General features: G+C 32.5%; 12 protein-coding genes and 1 pseudogene. 1 reads left to right on the top strand and 12 read right to left on the bottom strand.

Features of this window, described 5'->3' with window-relative positions; genetic code table 11:
- The 3 genes from DWV06_RS13130 to DWV06_RS13140 all read right to left on the bottom strand — a co-directional run bounded on the left by DWV06_RS13130 (nucleotide 1) and on the right by DWV06_RS13140 (nucleotide 3,704).
- Entirely contained in the window at nucleotides 1–987 is a 987-nt protein-coding gene (locus DWV06_RS13130) for a galactose/methyl galactoside ABC transporter permease MglC (protein WP_115482713.1), read from the bottom strand.
- A 13-nt stretch (nucleotides 988–1,000) separates the two neighbouring features.
- Nucleotides 1,001–2,509, bottom strand: a complete 1,509-nt coding sequence (locus DWV06_RS13135; RefSeq protein WP_115482644.1) for a sugar ABC transporter ATP-binding protein — start codon at nucleotides 2,507–2,509, stop codon at nucleotides 1,001–1,003.
- 112 nt (nucleotides 2,510–2,621) lie between these two features.
- A complete protein-coding gene (locus DWV06_RS13140; protein WP_115482645.1) occupies nucleotides 2,622–3,704 on the bottom strand; it encodes a galactose ABC transporter substrate-binding protein in 1,083 nt (360 codons plus the stop codon).
- A 337-nt stretch (nucleotides 3,705–4,041) separates the two neighbouring features.
- Between DWV06_RS13140 and DWV06_RS13145 the strand changes: the two are divergent.
- A pseudogene (locus DWV06_RS13145) lies at nucleotides 4,042–4,293 on the top strand (transposase); the annotation flags it as partial.
- 785 nt (nucleotides 4,294–5,078) lie between these two features.
- Here the strand turns inward: DWV06_RS13145 and DWV06_RS13150 are convergent.
- The 9 genes from DWV06_RS13150 to recD2 all read right to left on the bottom strand — a co-directional run bounded on the left by DWV06_RS13150 (nucleotide 5,079) and on the right by recD2 (nucleotide 18,035).
- Nucleotides 5,079–6,296 carry an MFS transporter gene (locus DWV06_RS13150; RefSeq protein ID WP_162300641.1) on the bottom strand — a complete coding sequence of 406 codons (1,218 nt, stop codon included), beginning with the start codon at nucleotides 6,294–6,296 and terminating at the stop codon, nucleotides 5,079–5,081.
- Between the two features lies 1 nt (nucleotide 6,297).
- On the bottom strand, nucleotides 6,298–8,421 hold the full coding sequence (locus tag DWV06_RS13155; protein ID WP_115482647.1) for a B12-binding domain-containing radical SAM protein: 2,124 nt from the start codon (nucleotides 8,419–8,421) through the stop codon (nucleotides 6,298–6,300).
- A complete protein-coding gene (locus DWV06_RS13160) occupies nucleotides 8,418–10,859 on the bottom strand; it encodes a B12-binding domain-containing radical SAM protein (RefSeq protein ID WP_115482648.1) in 2,442 nt (813 codons plus the stop codon). The genes DWV06_RS13155 and DWV06_RS13160 overlap by 4 nt, the downstream gene beginning before the upstream one ends.
- Nucleotides 10,860–11,758: 899 nt before the next feature.
- Nucleotides 11,759–12,673, bottom strand: coding sequence for a diacylglycerol/lipid kinase family protein (locus tag DWV06_RS13165; protein WP_115482649.1), 915 nt, complete (start codon nucleotides 12,671–12,673; stop codon nucleotides 11,759–11,761).
- A 19-nt stretch (nucleotides 12,674–12,692) separates the two neighbouring features.
- Nucleotides 12,693–12,953: an HPr family phosphocarrier protein gene (locus DWV06_RS13170; RefSeq protein WP_115482650.1), complete on the bottom strand. Its 261-nt coding sequence runs from the start codon at nucleotides 12,951–12,953 to the stop codon at nucleotides 12,693–12,695.
- A gap of 15 nt (nucleotides 12,954–12,968) precedes the next feature.
- Entirely contained in the window at nucleotides 12,969–13,913 is a 945-nt protein-coding gene (whiA, locus tag DWV06_RS13175) for a DNA-binding protein WhiA (RefSeq protein ID WP_115482651.1), read from the bottom strand.
- Between the two features lie 13 nt (nucleotides 13,914–13,926).
- Nucleotides 13,927–14,805 carry an RNase adapter RapZ gene (gene rapZ / locus DWV06_RS13180; RefSeq protein ID WP_115482652.1) on the bottom strand — a complete coding sequence of 293 codons (879 nt, stop codon included), beginning with the start codon at nucleotides 14,803–14,805 and terminating at the stop codon, nucleotides 13,927–13,929.
- Between the two features lie 13 nt (nucleotides 14,806–14,818).
- Entirely contained in the window at nucleotides 14,819–15,730 is a 912-nt protein-coding gene (gene murB, locus DWV06_RS13185) for a UDP-N-acetylmuramate dehydrogenase (protein ID WP_235828965.1), read from the bottom strand.
- Between the two features lie 82 nt (nucleotides 15,731–15,812).
- The gene (recD2, locus tag DWV06_RS13190) at nucleotides 15,813–18,035 is read right to left on the bottom strand and encodes an SF1B family DNA helicase RecD2 (protein WP_115482653.1); all 2,223 of its coding nucleotides are present in this window, start codon (nucleotides 18,033–18,035) and stop codon (nucleotides 15,813–15,815) included.
- Nucleotides 18,036–18,095: the final 60 nt, after the last annotated feature.

Here is an 18,095-nt window from a genome sequence, read left to right on the forward strand (position 1 = left end):
TTATTTTTTTGCTAAGTATTTTCTTAAATCCAGAGCAACTGCAACTACAATTACAATACCCTGAACTATGTATTGATAAGAAGTATCTACTCCCAAGAACTGCATGGAAACTTTCAATAACTCGAATACCAATACACCAACTAAAATTCCTGATACTTTTCCAACACCACCATTTGTAGATACACCACCAATGGTACAAGCTGCAATAGCTTCTAATTCATAACCATAACCTGCATTAACAGTAGCTCCTCCTGCTTTTGCTGTTAACAAAAATCCGCCTATTGCATATAAACCTGCTGCTAATGTGTAAATTAAAATTTTGGTAAAATTAACATTGATACCTGACACTTCTGCTGCCACTTCATTTCCACCGATTGCATACATATACTTTCCATGACGTGTTTTATTATATAAGAACCACATGAACACTCCTGCAATCAATGCAAAGTAGAACAAATAAGGAATTCCAAATAATTTACCAGATACTAAACTTGTAAATTCACTTCTAAACCCACCAATTGGACTAGCTCCTGTATAAACTAAACATATTCCATATACGATCGTCTGCATACCTAATGTTGCGATAAACGGCGGGACTTTAAAAAACGAAATGACCAAACCATTAATCAAACCAAATATACAACAAAAGGCTACTGCGATTAATAAAGCAACAATCAAAGGTACATCTCCCAATTTAGGGAAAAACTTATCAGAATAATCTGCTTTTTGAACTAATGTAGCCACAATACATGCACCCAGTCCAACAATTCTACCGGCAGATAGGTCAGTTCCTTTTGTTATTAAACAACCACTGACACCTAAAGCAATAATAAAACGAATCGCTGTATTAATCGAAACATTAGAAAAATTGTTTTTGCTTAAAAAGTTAGGCTGTGTAATTCCAACATAACATACCATTAATAATAGTATGAAAATAATAGCATTATCAACTAAAAACTTTTTTATATCAAATTTTTTTGTATTCAAAATAATCCCTCCTTTAATTAAACTTTGTGGCAAATTGCATAATATTTTCCTGAGTTGCTTCTTTTCCACTAATTTCTCCTGTCAATTTTCCATCGCACATTACCAGGATTCTGTCTGACATACCAATTAGTTCTGACATTTCTGAAGAAATCATAATGATAGTCTTTCCCTGTTTGGCTAAATCAACCATAATTTGATATATTTCATATTTAGCCCCTACATCAATTCCTCTGGTAGGTTCATCCATAATCAAAATATCAGGATCATTTGCCAGCCATCTTGAAATAATAACTTTCTGTTGATTTCCACCTGAAAGAGTCTGTATTTGTGTCTTACTACTTGGCGTTTTAATACTGAGTTTAGCTACATTATCTTTTACAATCTGCTCAATTTTCTTCCCATTCAGTACGATTCCCATATCCAAATATTTATCTAAGGAAGCAATTGATACATTATCAGCAATTGATAATACTCCAAAAATCCCACTGCCTCTCCGGTCTTCCGTTATCAGTCCGATACCACCTTTAATGGCGTCTTTAGGATGTTTAATATTTAAAGGTTTACCTTTATAGATAATTTCACCTTCCGCCAAATGACGCATTCCAAATAACGCTTCCATCAACTCGGTTCTCTGTGCTCCAACCAGTCCTCCCAGTCCTAAAATCTCTCCTTTTCTTAGTTTGAAATCAACATTTTTAAAAGATTTAGGATGTATACTAGTTAGATTTTTAGCTTCTAAAATCACTTCTCCTGGAACGTTGTCACGTTGTGGATAAATATTTGTTAACTCTCTGCCAACCATTTTAGAAATAATAATATCTGTAGTCAGCTCCTTTGCCTCCCAGGTCCCTATATACTGACCATCTCTCATAATAGAGACATCATCCGAAATACGTAAAATCTCATCCATTTTATGAGATATATATATAATCGATACACCTTTTTTTCTCAAATCATTAATAATTGTAAATAATGCCTCTACTTCATTGTCAGTTAAAGAAGAAGTAGGTTCATCCATAATTACTACTTTGGCATCCATTGATACTGCTTTTGCAATCTCAACTGATTGCATCTGTGAAATTGATAATGTACTTAATTTTGCTTTTGGATCATATTCCATTCTTACTTCTTTTAATAATTTTTTCGCTTCATCATACATCTTCTTATGATCCACCATCTTTACCGGACCAACCTTTTTTAGCGGATACCTCCCACAGAAAATATTTTCTGCAATACTACGCTCTGGTATTGGCTGTAATTCTTGATGTACCATGGCTATCCCTTTATGCAAAGCATCATTTGAATTAGCAATAGAAACCGGTTTCCCTTGATAAATCACTTCACCTTCATCCATCTTATATATCCCAAACAGACATTTCATTAAAGTTGATTTACCTGCTCCGTTTTCTCCCATTAATGCGTGAACCGTTCCTGGTCTGATTTTAATTGATACTTTATCTAATGCTTTTACACCGGGAAAACATTTGCTGATGCCGCGCATCTCTAACATGTAATCTGGCATTTAAGTACCCCCTTTGCACTAGTCTTTTTTCATAATTATTCCCTGTTAGAAACTGGGTATGTACTCGACATACCCAGAATTAACACTTTTAGCAATTTACTTTCATATTTAATTATTGAAGCATCTTCATAATATCATCTGCATTATCTTTTGTTACTTTAATGTAATCTACCATATAAGTACTTTCTACTTTTTCACCATTTAACATTTGTGCTGCGATATCTGCTGCCTTATGAGATTGACCAATATGATCATTAAATACTGTTCCTGTCATTTTGTCTTGTTGTATGTTTTGAATCGCTTCTGTAAGTGCATCAACACCTAATAAGTAAATATCTTTTCCTACTACTCTGCCTGCTGATTCAATCGCCTGTAAAGCACCTAATGCCATAGCATCGTTATTACAGAATACAACTTCTACTTTATCACCATTTGCTGTTAAAGCATTTGCAACAATTTCCTGTCCTTTTGCCTGATCCCAGTCCCCACGTTGTTCATCTACTTTTTCTACTTTAGTTCCGCCATCTTCAAGAGCTTTAACAGAAAACTCTGTTCTATATTGAGCATCTACATTTTCCATATCTCCCTGTACCATTACATAACCAACTTTTCCATCACCATTGATGTCTCCGCCATCTTTCAAATCATTAACAATTTCTCCCTGGAATGTACCGGATTGTCTTGCATCTGCACCTACATATGTAGCATTGATTCCTTCGGAAGCCCAACGTTCTTCTTCTTTTACATCTGGTTCACGATTGATAAATACAACCGGAATTTTTGCATCTGCACATTGATTTGTTACTGTCTCTGCTGCTGATGCTTGAACAAGGTTGATAATTAGTAAATCTACACCTTGTGTTATATAATTTGTAATCTGACCACTTTGTTCTGCCTGATCATTCTTTCCGTCCATAAGTGTTACTTTTGCACCTTGCTCTTCAAGGTACTTTTGTAATTCATTTCTGTACAAAGTCATGAAGTTGTCATCGAACTTATAAATACAAACCCCAATATTTTTTCCTTTTAAACCTTCTCCATTTGTTGCCTTCGCTGCCTGATCAGCAGTTTCTTCTACTTGAGTTGATACTTTAGTGTCATCTTTTTTTGTATCACTTTCTTTTTTAGAACCACAACCTACTAGCATCGTTCCAATCATAGCTACAGACAACGCTAATACCAATAACTTTTTCATAGAAAAATCCTCCCTTTTTCTTTAACTTTGAAGCTTGTTGCTTCTTACCTTTTTACAATTGTATTATATCAATCGTTATTGACAAAATACATATAAAATTCTTCTGTTATGCTCTAAATTAATATGCACTTTTAACATTATATCTAAAATTATGCCTCTTCTTTTGTGCATATTCAACTATATTCTCAAATAACTGAATCTTTTATGCAATAAAAAAGTGTCTTTGACACATTAACTCCCCTGCCCCACAATCTTGAGGGGATTAGGGTTTCTTTTTGTGTTACTTTGTTATATATCCATTGTCTTATTTCTGAAGGTGTTCTAGGTAACCGTGGACTATGGCGAAGCTAAACCAAAAAAATGTAATCCAAACACTGTTATTAAATACATTGGACGTTATCTTGGGAGACCGGTAATTGCCACCTCTCGTATTGACAGTTATGATGGTGAAAATGTTACTTTTCATTACAACCGTCATGAAGATGAAAAATTTGTTACCGAAACTGTTTCCTCTCTTGATTTCATCGAACAGCTTATCCGTCACATCCCTGAAAAACATTATAAAACGATTCGATACTATGGTCTCTATGATGGTAATATAGAATTAAAAACAGAGGACAGTATCTTGAACAAAAACAATCATACAGAGGAACTCTGAAATAAATTCAAAACCCTCCTGAAGGCATGACTACAAATGATATCAAAAACATGATTGATGATGACCTTTGGGATATGGATTATTTCCTTCAGGAAGAAGATCTTGACGATAATTTCGATGAAGAAGGCTTTTATATCTTCTAATCTTCAATCGTCTGTTTACTATGACTGCCTCTTTGCAGGCATTTTAATTTTGTATTGCTCCAAAAGGAGCAATTTCCTATAAATAAAGGAACAGTACCTAAAATACAGGCACTGTTCCTTTATCATATTTCTATCCTCAGCATTAATTAACACTTGCATATGACAGATGTGATGTCAAAAGAAAAACGAAGCAAGACGATGAGCCTAATACACAAGATAGGTACAAATATATAGATTTTTTAAATAGCATAGTGATTTTAATTGCTAATATCATATAATCTCATCTCTGGGGCCTCTTCAATAGTTTCGCTGCTTTTATGTACTATCCCTGAATAATTTCCCATCTTTTCCTATTCACTAACATCATCCATCCCCTGTTCCTCCAAAATATACCTACACTACTTTCAAATTTATTACGAAATCCCTTAATATATATCCCATCATTTTATTAATTTCTTCAGAATTACCACCACCAAATCTATTCCTATTTTTATATCAATCATCACCAATGCTTATTTTTATTCCAAATTTCGTCTAACAAGTGGATTCTATCCTACACTGTGGAATCTAGAATTATGAGCTCATTATAGTGTTACAAAAACGCTTGACTAGGACAGATAAAAGTCCTAAGCAAATTAACAAAATACCTGTAACTATCATAACATTTTTAAGCACTATACTATTAAGAAGTATACCATAAATGAAAATAAGCCCTGAAGAAAATACATTTCCTATAGCATTTGCTACAGAAAGAATTGTTGATCTAACAGAAGATTGTTTTATCATTTTATTTATTTCGTTGTTTGAAATTACAGCAAATGCTCCCCATATTAGACGAACAAACATTATTAACCCAATAAAAATTAGTGCATTCGTATTAAAACCAATAACAACATACAACACACCTGTAAATAATGAAACATATATAACAATAAAACGTGAAATATTACGTATATTAACTGATAATTTTGAGCCAAACCCGTAAATGAGTACTGCTGCGGAATATACTATTCCAAAATATGGTTTAGGAATAGTATTTGATATTAATAGCAATGGATAAATAAACAAATACACGGAATAAAAAAATGACCGAATTACACTAGTATATATTATATAAAACCAAAGCTTTTTCGACTGAGTTTTAATTCGATAAAATGCTTTCATTTTCTTAAGTCGATTTCCACTTGAATCAACTTCATCATAATTTTCTTCATGAATAGTCAATCCAACGATAAAAGAAACTATAAATAGTATTATACTAAGAACAAACGGACTCATTTCCCAATAGTTATAAAGTATACCACCAGTAATAAATGATAAAGACAAAATTAAAGATGAGTTGAAATGCATATTACAATTTACTTTATCATACATTATTTGTTTATTGTAATACTTTAAATTATCAAATAAAAAAGCCTTATCAGCACCGCTACTTAAAGTTTCCGAGAGAGCAAAAAGAAATTGAGCAACACATAGCCACCAAAAGTTTTGAAACAGTACTATTATTCCTAAGCTAATAATACTGATGAATACACCTAACAATACCGAAACTTTTCTACTAATATGATCTGCTACAAACCCGGTGGGAATTTCAAGCAAATTCACTGAGAATGTCTTTATTGAAAGCAATATCGCTACTTGTATTTCTCTGTCCATGATTCCTTGATAATAAATCACTAAAATAGGTATATAGAAAAAAGCTTGTTTCAATCCATCAAGTATATAGAATTTAAGAAGCATCCTATTGAAATTTTTCTCACTAATTAATGCAGTTTGAGTTTCGTTTTCCATTTTATACATTCTCCCATAATTCAGTATTCTCATTCAAAAACACTATAACTTCTGAGCAGTTTTCAAATATTAATTCATCATCTATATTTTCATAAACACCATTAACAACTTCACGAATAGATTTAATACCGTCGAATACTTTAAATATCTTATATAAATCTTCGTTTATAGTTAAAATATCTATACTAGCAAAGTGCAGATAATCTCCCTCAGCTTCTCTAAAAGCTAAATATATTGGTGCTTTGTCAGTATCATAGATTTCATTTTTTTCGTCAATCTTAAAAAAGTTATCCTTAAGCATTTTAATAATGCTAAGAACGTCATAGTTATATGCTTTTACCTTAATTTTTGATTTAATAACACTATGTTCTGATAATTCTTTCGATTTTAAGGTGTCATTATTAAAATTATTTTCTATATTTATGGAAAAATCAGCAAAATCACATTCGTATTGATGTAGCTCATTCACTATTGAAGACGATTCAACTCTATCTCCAAAAAAATTACAGAATAAATCAAAAAGCCTTTGCTCTGCTGGCGAACAAGCGCTTCCTATTTCCACAACAGTCTCTCTCCTAAATTTGAACAATTCTGTCTTGCTCCAACCTTTTATATTTGCATAACTTAAGAATTCTTCTATGAAGTCTTTTTTTTGATTACTCAGTATATCAACCACAAAAAATAAAGTAATAGGATAGAAAGCCATAATAACACTAAAAAAGGTTGTTACAGCAGTAATTTTTTCAGGATCTAACATTTCATTTTTTATATATCCGTATTGTGGAAAAAGCGTTGGGTAATTGTCTATTAATTCTTGATCCTCTTGTAATCTCAACGAATAATGATCATTTTCATTTGAGTTTTCTTTTCGCCAATTAATATATTGAGCAAAATCTGACGAAATATTTGAATCTAAAGAAAACATTAACAAATCATTTACAATTGCATTTAGAGTTTCCGGAGTTCCTGGTAGAGGCGTATGAAAATGGATTTCTTGATCCACCCACTTACCATATGTTTGAAGTAATGATGCCATCTTAACTGTTGACTCTATGTGGCTCATATCTTCAAACGGAAGTCCAATTACGTAACTCCCCCTCACTACAATACCATTATCAATAAGTATCGCAATCGTTTCTTTGGCACTCGAAAAATCTAAGTTTTTACCAATCTTATTTATTGCATCCTGAGATGCTGACTCTAATCCTACCAAAACATCAATGCATCCCGACCTTTTTAATAAATGAATAATTTCTAGATCTAAATAATCTAACCTACAACGTATCGAGTATTTTATATTAATATCATTATTAATTAATTCATTACAAAAAGTAATTATTTCATTTCGATTAGTTCCAAAATTATCATACGTAAATTCGATAAAATCAAATCCGTTATTTATTAAAAATTGAATATCATTAATGGTTCTCTCAACAGAATACGTTCTTACATTTCTTTTCCAGAAATATGTGGAAGAACAAAAGCTACACCCATATGGGCATCCACGTCCAAATTCTAAATACCCATAATGACCTCCATAAGGAGAAGGTGTAAATTGATCTATTTTGGGATACATACACTTTAAATCGAGAATCGGTAAATCATCCAAATTCTCAATTAATTGCCGCTCCTCTGTTCGTTGTGCTTGTTCTTTATACCTAAATGTTATTCCATTTACCATTTCAACGTTACTGTTAGTATCAATTTTATTTAAAAGGTCAGCCAAAGTCAATTCACCTTCACCACGAATAACATAATCAATAAAATTAAATGAATTAATTATTTCAATATCGTTATTAAGTACCCACTGGTTCCCAAAGATTATAGTAATGTCTGGTCTTTCCTGCTTAATATACCGAGCAATTTGGATTGAAGGTATTTCTCCTGATACTATTGCACTAAAGCAATATACTTTTGAATTGAATTTCTGTAACAAAAATTGTGCACATTTCTCATAAATCTTTTCGTCTATTGTAATTTCTTCTTCCTTAATATAAGAATTCAAATTTATTACTTTTGCTACATGTTCTGTTCTTGAATTGATATAACTAGCAAGCGTTAAAGGCCCCAATGGAATTCTATTAATCAAACTTGCATTTGGCGGATATATTATTGATACCTTCATAAATTCCTCCTGTATTGATCTAAGTATAATATTGCGTTAAGTAGTTCTTCTACATCTTCATTCTTTAAGTAATTGTCCATATTTATGAATGCAGTTAAAAGACTTTTATTTTCGTGTATCCAATAATGTTTAATTAGTTTTTCCAAAACACTTGGAATCTCAAACATCTTAAGTTCACCATTTTTTTCAAATACACAATAGTATTGACAGCTTAATTTTAAAATAAATGCAAAGTTAGCATCATTCTTTTCTGGTGGCAAATAGATATAATTGTTATCACTCATATATTCATCAAGATTTAATGGATCCATTACTTGTTTATAGGCATCTATGATCATTTCAATTAATTTTTGAGGTTTATGTTTTGACTTTTGAATCTCGCAGTATTCTCCTACAAATTCATCTGGTATAGATATACATTTAGAACAAGAACCGTTAGCTTCACAATGTTTACAGCCTCGTTCGTTTTCCATCATAACATATCTTTCATCATATCTATGAGTTATAATATTTACAGGTTCCTCTAAACTACCTAAAATTGTACCTGCGCTACATGTTTTGATATTATATTCCGAATCAATTACCATCCTACCATTTTTCCTAAAGGGACAATCTGCAGTCCATTTACAAGAATCTTTAATAAAAACATTCATATATTGTACTCCTAATATGTTTCTAGGTAGTTTAATTTCTCCTCCATGTTTTATCCGTTCTAAAATTTTAGTATAAAAAGAATAATCATCCCTTGTTTCAGTTTTCAATATCAGCATCGAATCTGCTAGTTCCGCATACCTTGTATATTCATACGACATATAATTATGAATTAATTCATTGAATAGTTTATAAACATATCTTAGTTCTATTTCCTTTATATTAGATTTTTCTATTCTTGACTTTGAACATGTAAAATCATTTACAGTTCTAATAATATAATCCGATGACAATATATGATGTTGATTTTCTGAATTCTCATGATAAAATAATACATACTTTCCTTTAAAATGTTTATTTTGAACATTCAAATTCTCACTACTTTTTCCTTCAAAAATAATCACCGAATCATTTCTCTCATTCAATCCCTTAAGCGAAGTTTCCATAAAATTTAAGTACATACGATTAGGAAGCGGTGGTATCCCCTTAACATTATATGGATATTCTTTAACCTTTGCATTAACCGGATATGCAGAATTTTCATTGTGATTTATATTTGGTGCTTCAATTTTATAACCATAACTCATGTAATCACGTGTTAAAGGAACTCCTGTATACAGTCGAATAATATTATGAAAATAATACTTTGGCCTTAATTCTCTTACCAACTCCATAGTTTTTATTCCATCTTCAAACGTCTCACCTGGTAGCCCAAGAATTATATTTATTGTATACTCTAAACCATAAGCCTGTGCACATTCAGCAAACCATCTAAATTTCTCAATATAATCCATTTCAACCTTTAATGATTCTTCATCAAAATTATCTAAACGTATTTTTCTTATTTTTTTAAGAATTTTAGGAGATGCTGATTCTAAACCTATGCCCACATGATCTATACCTGCCTGTTTCATAAGCCTAATTAATTCGGAATCTAATTTATCAATACGAGTCTGAATCCAAAATTTTACACCTAGTTTCATAGAAATTATCTTCTTTAGTATTCTTTTAGCTCTTTCTTGGTTTAAAGTAAATGCATCATCCCAAATAGGTATCGGTTCTAGACTACCGTATTTTTTTGCAACTCTTGCAACTTTAGTTAGTTCAGCCAGAAATCTCTCTTCTGAATAAAATCGTACTCTCCACTCTGATGTAGTACTAAAACTGCAATAAATACATTTATGATAGCATCCACGTGATGAAAATACCCCTATTTTAGTCATCATTCTTTCAGGCACAACACCCGTTAGAATTGGTGAAGGATACGAATTAATGTCCAATACTTCATTGTTTGGTTCGAAAACTATATTATTTTTCTCTTTATCAAATGAAGCAATACCGGGAATTTTCTCATTTAATCGAAATTTATTGTTGCATTTCAAGAAGATCAATAATTTTTTAAGTGGTTCCTCACCTTCTCCAATTACAACAAAATCACAAATGTCATTTTTCAACAAATAATCTGCTGATTCTTCTTTAGCAATAGCGCCACCTATAATTATGGTACATTCAGGCTTATTATTTCGAATCTCATGTATAATAGATATAGTTACTTCTAAGGTATCGTCTGTAACACTAAAAGCGTAATTATTAGTGTTGTATGTTAAAAGTAGGTCGAAGTATTCATATAATGCCAATGGTTCTTCATGCAGTAAATGTTCTGTATTAAATCCATTGAAGCGCAAATAGCTCTGTAAATATGCAATACCCGGATGTGGGCGAGATACGATTTTTGAAAAGCTTACTTCTGGGCTTAAAAATATAATGTCTATATTACATATGTTCACTTATACATCTCCTATCTTATTATATTAAAAAAACGACAGTACAAATCAAGTAAATAAACTGTCGCTTTTCTAATTTAATTGATTACATCTTAACAGTCGTTGCTTTTTTTCTTTGACTGATTCGCAGATGTTGTTTTAACTTCTTTAATAACTAATTTCATTCTTTCACCTCCTTACTAATATCTATTTTTCAACACTAACACACGCGAATGTACAAGTGTTAAAAACTACATAAAAGACGCAAACTGAAATATAAGTATTAATAGTATTTAATCGCTAAAATATAAAGCTACTAATTTGTAATCAAATTCATATTGATGTTATTTTTTCAAGATAATCACTTCAGACAATTATAAAAGTTTTTTTAAATATAATTCTTTAATACATTATAAGTTATCTTTTTATATGTTAAACAATTTTTATTGTTTACTTGTTAATTTCACTCAAAGCATAATATATTATGTTAACACTTGTCAATATATTTTTTAGTATTTATTTAATTATTAAACCAAATAATTCGACACCAATTGGCAAATAATTAAATCAAGAATGTATCTCCGACAGGAAAGAAAGAACTACCTTTCTGGCTAAAACAAAGAAACGTAGCACTAAGATGATACGCTTCACTTGCTGCTGAGGCTATAACTTTTATGCACTCACTATCTATTTCATAAAGTTTTGATGCCTCCTCTATTCTGATATATCGTTTAAAAATATTATCTGTACTAATTAATTAAGAAAAAGCGAACTAACAAAGAGGATTATTTGCTATGTCTAAAAATCTTTTCAATAGATGATAACATTAAAATTCCCTAACATCAGTTGAGGGGTGTGATTCAAAGAATCACACCCCAACTATTGACACAGAGCCAAAAAAAAACGTACCACAAAGTGATACGTCAAATACTAGCTATTTTTTCTTTATTTCCTACCATTATTTCAAGTGCCTTATTCTCGTTTTCTATTTCTACAACCTCATGGTTACCCCCATATTCTCCATCTAAAGTCCATGATATTGCAGTCTTTGAAGTTATCTTTATATGACTTGTTTTAAAGGAATATACACTTGCAGTATTGTCTACACGTAAAACTAATGAATTGATAATAGACTGTAATTCAATAGGGTTCGTTGGATTTTTAATTAGTGTAACTTCAAAAACGCCATCATCTAAATGCACATTTTTTCCTGTCATATTCTTAAATCCACCTACTGAAGTAGAATTTGTTATCATTCCATAAATAAATTCATCTTCAATAACATTTCCTTCATATTCTACTTTCAATGAATAACTTTTTATAAAAGGAAGTCTTTTCACTCCTTCAAGTATATAAGCAACATGCCCCAACAAATTTTTGAAATCCTGATTTGTACTATACGAAACATCTGTAAACAAGCCAAACGCTGCAATATATACAAAATAATCTTGATTGAACCTTCCAATATCACAATAAAAAGAATTTCCACCCACAGCAACCTGTGCTGCTTTTATCATATTCTTTGGAATTTTTAAACTTGTCGCAAAATCATTGGTACTTCCTGATGGAATATATCCAATAGGAAACTTATTATTACTCTGCATCATGCCTGTAATAATTTCATCCAAAGTACCATCACCACCGCTGCAAACTACTAAATCATAGTCTTTTGAATCATCTCGTGTCTTATTTAATCCGTCTTTAGGAGCCTGCGTTGGATATGTAACGACTTCATATCCTGCTTTTACAAAAATATCTAACAAATCTACTAGCTTATTTCTTATTAAAGATTTTCCGGCGTGTGGATTAAATATAAAAAGCAGTTTCTTTTTCTTCATATGCTCACCTATCTGTAATCTATTGCTGTCTACCGCTTAAATAACTCTCAATTTCTTTTACCGCCTTCTCTTCATCAACTCCGTCTGCTTCTACCATAATTTGTTCTCCCGAAGACAGACCCAGGGTCATCATTCCCATAATACTCTTTGCATTGATTCTTTTTCCTGCCACTTCAAAATAAACACTGCTTTCAAATTGACTGGCTACTTGAACCAACATCGCTACCGGTCTTGCTTCCAAACCTGATACCAATTGAATCGTTACTGGTTGTTTAATCATAATTTCTCCTCCTTACTATGCTCTAAATTCTTCTGCCAAATCACTTAGCTTACGCAATCTATGATTTACGCCCGATTTCCCAACTGGGGGATTCAGCATTCCTCCGAGCTCTTTAAGTGTTGCTTCAGGAAATTCCAATCTAAGTTCTGCAATTGCTTTAAGACCATCTGGAATTCCATCAAACCCAATTTTTTCCTCTAGTAAACGTATATCTTGTATTTGCTTTACTGCTGCATTGACAGTTTTGTTTATATTCGCTGTCTCACAATTAACTTTCCTATTAACAGTATTTCTCATTTCTTTAAGTATTCGGACATTCTCCAATTCCATTAGTGCAATATGTGCTTCCATGACATTTAAAATATCTACAATCTGAGCACCTTCTTTTAAATATACCACATAATATTTTTTTCTCTGAACAATTTTGGCATCCATTTGAAAAGAATTGATTATTTCTTGTAATTGCTCCGCTTTCTCAATTGTAGCACATACAATCTCAAAATGGTAGAATTTCTCTGGATCACTAATAGAACCAGTAGCTAGAAATGCTCCTCTTATAAAAGCTCTTCTACAACAGGATTTCTGTATGACCAAATTATTGACCAATGACATCTCTTCTTTTATTTCAGAATTATCTCCTAACAGCTTTACTGCCTGTAGGACCATAATTGCTTCATCGTGATTCTTTACTGTTAAAATATAAGTCCTGCTTTTATTTAAATAATTATTTCTTCGAATAGAAATTTCAGTATTTATATTAAATGTTTTTTTCAGCAATGTAAAGTACTTTCTTGCAATTGCAACATTTTCTGTAAACATTTGAATGCGATATTCATCCTCAACAGATATTTGAACTTTTCCACACAAACTAATAATTGCTGCGATTTCTGCTATCTGGCAATGCCGTGCCTTACTTATCTGTCTTGATAACTCATCTTTCACCTGACTTGAAAATGACATGGCTTCACCTCAATTAAATTTTTTTTCTAAGGGCATCTTTTTCTATATCTCTATGTTCTATTTTTATTCCATACTCTGCGTCTTCTTTAAGCCTTTTAAAAAGCTCATTGGCGAGTGTTACAGAACGGTGCTTGCCTCCTGTGCACCCAATTCCAATAACCAGCTGATTCTTACCTTCCAGTATATAATTAGGAATTAAAAACTGTACCATGTCTTCAAGTTTCTTTAAAAATTCTTTGGCTGCATCAAATCCCATACAAAAATCTTGAACTTCTTTGTCATTCCCTGATTTATTCTTAAGTTCGTCTACATAGAAAGGATTCGGTAAGAATCTGACATCAAATACTAAATCTGCATCACTTGGAATACCATATTTAAACCCAAAAGATAAAATTGTAATAAACAAGTTCTTGTACTCTTGATCATTCACAAATATTTTATCTAATTCAACTTTCAGTTCTCTGGTAAGTAATGAACTGGTATCAATGATATAATCTGCCTTCTTTTTCAAAAATTCCAGCCGGGCACGTTCTTCCCTGATTCCTTTATCAACACGTTCGCCTCCTGCCAGCGGATGACTTCGTCTCGTTTCCTTATACCTTTTGACCAAAACCTCATCTTTCGCATCCAAGAACAATATTTCAAAAGCACAACCCTTAATTGTCATATTCTCTAATACTTTCTCGACTTCACCTAATGATTGTCCACTTCGTATATCAATACCTAAAGCAACTTTACTAATTTCACCATTTGGCACAAAAGATAACTCAGCAAATTTGTCAATAAATGAAATTGGTAGATTATCTACACAGAAATATCCTACATCTTCTAACATTTTCAAGGCGGTACTCTTACCGGCACCTGACATTCCAGTTAAAATTACAAACCTCATAACCCTCACCTTCCTAAAATTCACCAAGTATTTTTATTTCTGTCTCCAGTTCCACTCCAAATTTAGTTCTTACTTCTTTTTTAATGTAATTTATTAATTCCAGCATATCACTGGCTTTTGCTTCTTTTCGATTAATTAAAAAACCACAATGCTTCTGGGCAACTTGAGCATCACCTATCTGATATCCTCTTAGCCCTGCATCCATAATAAGCTTTCCGGCATAATGACCTTCCGGTCTTTTAAATGTACTCCCGGCACTGGGAAACTCTAAGGGCTGTTTCTCAATTCTTTGTATTTTCAAAGCAAGCATTCTTTGCTTTATATCTTCACGTTCACCTTGTTCCAGTTTTATCACACCTTCTAACACAATATAATTATGTTTTAAAATACAACTTGAACGATAATCCAGTTCCAATTCAGATTTAGACAATTTTTTTATGATTCCTTCTTGAGATAATACCGTTACACTCTCAATTATCTGCTTCATTTCACCACCGTAAGCACCTGCATTCATAACGACTGCTCCGCCAAACGTTCCCGGAATCCCTGACGCAAATTCAAATCCTGTTAACTGTTCCTCTAATGCCTTATTGGCAATCTGAGAGAGCATCGCTCCTGCTTGAACTGTAATTTTGGGTTTGTCTATCTTTATTACACTCATATTTCGGCCTATTTCTATAATTAAGCCACGAAATCCTTTATCACCAACCAATAAGTTGCTTCCATTTCCAATGATATAATAAGGAAAATTTTCTTCCTTACAAAGTGCTAACAGTTCTGCAACTTCTTCTGCGTTTTTGGGCTGAACATAAATATCAGCGTTTCCCCCTATTCGAAAAGTAGTATGCAGCTTCATAGGTTCATCCTGTTTAACTCCTGCTTTTCCTACAATTTCTTCTATCTGAACCAACATTTCTTCATTCACAATTTATTCCTCACCTTTTGGCTATTATATTCATTACATAACAAAATATTCCCTACTATCATACAACAGCCCCCTCATTAATTCAACTGTTTTTAAGCTCTAATATACATTCTTTTAGTCCAGAATACCTTGTTTGTTCACTGGTATTTGAAATCATTTTAAAGAAAGTTTCATCATTTCCTACCAGTGTTACGCAAGACTTGGCTCTTGTAACTGCAGTATACAGTAAATTTCGATTCATAAGCATTTGTGGTCCATTAAGCAATGGGATGATAACTGCCGGATACTCGCTTCCTTGCGATTTGTGAATCGTTATAGCATAAGCCAATTCCAATTCATCTAATTGTTTAAAGGAATAATCTACTCTGCGCCCTTCGTCATATTCTACTGTTATCAGTTCTGCATACAAATTAATCTCCTTAATAACACCCATGTCACCATTAAATACACCGGTTCCTCTTTCCAATACCAGTCCATAAGAATTGCTGATTTCCCATTCGATCTGATAATTATTTTTAATCTGCATCACCTTATCACCTTCACGGAATTTACTTCCCTGTATTTCTTTTTCTTTTTTACTTTTTGAAGGCGGGTTCAAATATTCTTGTAAAATCGAGTTTAACCTTTCTACTCCCAGTAAACCTTTCCGCATAGGAGTCAATACTTGAATATCATAAGGCTTTGCATTTACATAAGGAGGAAGTTTTTTTTGTATTAATGTAATTAAAATGCTAATAATAACATTAGCATCATTTCGTTTGAGGAAAAAAAAGTCTTTGCTTTTATTATCCAGTATTACTTCCTGCCCATCATTTATTTTATGAGCATTTACTACGATATCACTTTGAGATGCCTGTCGAAAAATTTTCTTTAACATTACTACACTGAATTGTTGCGATTGAATTAAATTTTTCAGAATACTTCCAGGGCCCACAGATGGAAGCTGGTTGATATCACCTACCAAAATCACCCTGGTCCCTATGGTAATTGCTTTCAAAAGCGCATGAATTAAATGAATATCTACCATGGACATTTCATCAATAATAATAGCATCCGCCTCAAGAGGATTTTCTTCATTTTTTTCAAAACTTACTCGATTTCCACTTTCTGCAAGCCCTCCACTAAGTTCTAGAAGCCTATGAATTGTTTTTGCTTCATGACCGGTAGCTTCTGTCATTCTTTTGGCTGCTCTCCCAGTCGGTGCCGCCAAGAAAATATCCAGTTCTTCTGATTCAAAAAATTTTATCATTGCATTGATTGTAGTCGTTTTTCCGGTACCAGGGCCTCCTGTTATGATTAAAAGCCCATTTTTAACTGATTCTTTCACTGCAGTCCTTTGCATGTCATCTAATTCAATTGTTGATTTTTCTTCAATCTCTTCTAAGCGCTTTTCTATCTCTTCCTCTTCCACTTTATACTTCACATTCAAATCATGAAGCATTTTAGCAATATTAAGCTCTAAATAATAATACTGTACGGCATATACATTCTTTTGCCCATCCAATTCTTTTATCACTATCCTGCGCTCCATAGCCAGATTCATAATTTGATTGCCCAAATGTTCTTTAGCAATCTCTAATATTTCACTGGCTCGTCTTTCAAGCTCTTCATAAGGTAAATAGGTATGTCCTTCTGTCGATGCTTGTAAAAGAGTATACAAAATTCCACTTTTAATACGAAAATCTGAATCCGTATGAATCCCTACTTTTGAAGCAATTTCATCTGCAATTTTAAATCCGATTCCGGGAATTTCGTCAGCCATACGATAAGGATTTTCTTTCAGCACCTGATATATTTCATTGCCATACGTACTATAAATTTTCACAGCAAGATTTGTTGTTATTCCGTATTTCTGTAAAAAAATCATAGCCTGACGAAGTTCTTTCTTGTCTTCTATCTGTTCTGCTATTTCTCTTGCTTTTCTCTCACTTATCCCTTTTATTTCTGCTAAACGTTCCGGCTCATTCTCAATAATGCGAAAAGTATCCGCTTTAAATCTTCTTACAATCCTTGCTGCCAGAGCTGCCCCTATTCCTTTAACAGCTCCTGACGCTAAATAACGTTCAATTGAAATTTCATCTTCCGGAGCCTTGATTTCATACTTCTCTATCTGAAACTGTTGACCATACATTTGATGTTCTCCAAAAGATCCTTGTGCTTCTATAAATTCACCTTCACTTATGATCTGAAAAACACCAACGCAGGTAGTCTCCTCTTCGTCTTCATTTATTAAATTTAATACTGTGTATCCATTTTCTGAATTACGATATATGATATGTTCTATAAAACCCGCTATTGTTTCCAATTTCTTCACCTATTCTATCTTGCTTTGAGGAAAAAACAGACTGTCCCAAAATAAATTTCA

It is taken from the genome of Anaerosacchariphilus polymeriproducens, from assembly GCF_003363435.1.
Lineage (GTDB): Bacteria > Bacillota > Clostridia > Lachnospirales > Lachnospiraceae > Anaerosacchariphilus > Anaerosacchariphilus polymeriproducens.

Bases quoted from the DNA above. Each gene is read 5' to 3' on its own strand.
- DWV06_RS13135 (WP_115482644.1), bottom strand. From the start codon at position 2,509: ATGCCAGATTACATGTTAGAGATGCGCGGCATCAGCAAATGTTTTCCC.
- DWV06_RS13140 (WP_115482645.1), bottom strand. From the start codon at position 3,704: ATGAAAAAGTTATTGGTATTAGCGTTGTCTGTAGCTATGATTGGAACG.
- DWV06_RS13150 (WP_162300641.1), bottom strand. From the start codon at position 6,296: ATGGAAAACGAAACTCAAACTGCATTAATTAGTGAGAAAAATTTCAAT.
- DWV06_RS13155 (WP_115482647.1), bottom strand. From the start codon at position 8,421: ATGAAGGTATCAATAATATATCCGCCAAATGCAAGTTTGATTAATAGA.
- DWV06_RS13165 (WP_115482649.1), bottom strand. From the start codon at position 12,673: ATGAAGAAAAAGAAACTGCTTTTTATATTTAATCCACACGCCGGAAAA.
- DWV06_RS13170 (WP_115482650.1), bottom strand. From the start codon at position 12,953: ATGATTAAACAACCAGTAACGATTCAATTGGTATCAGGTTTGGAAGCA.
- whiA (WP_115482651.1), bottom strand. From the start codon at position 13,913: ATGTCATTTTCAAGTCAGGTGAAAGATGAGTTATCAAGACAGATAAGT.
- rapZ (WP_115482652.1), bottom strand. From the start codon at position 14,805: ATGAGGTTTGTAATTTTAACTGGAATGTCAGGTGCCGGTAAGAGTACC.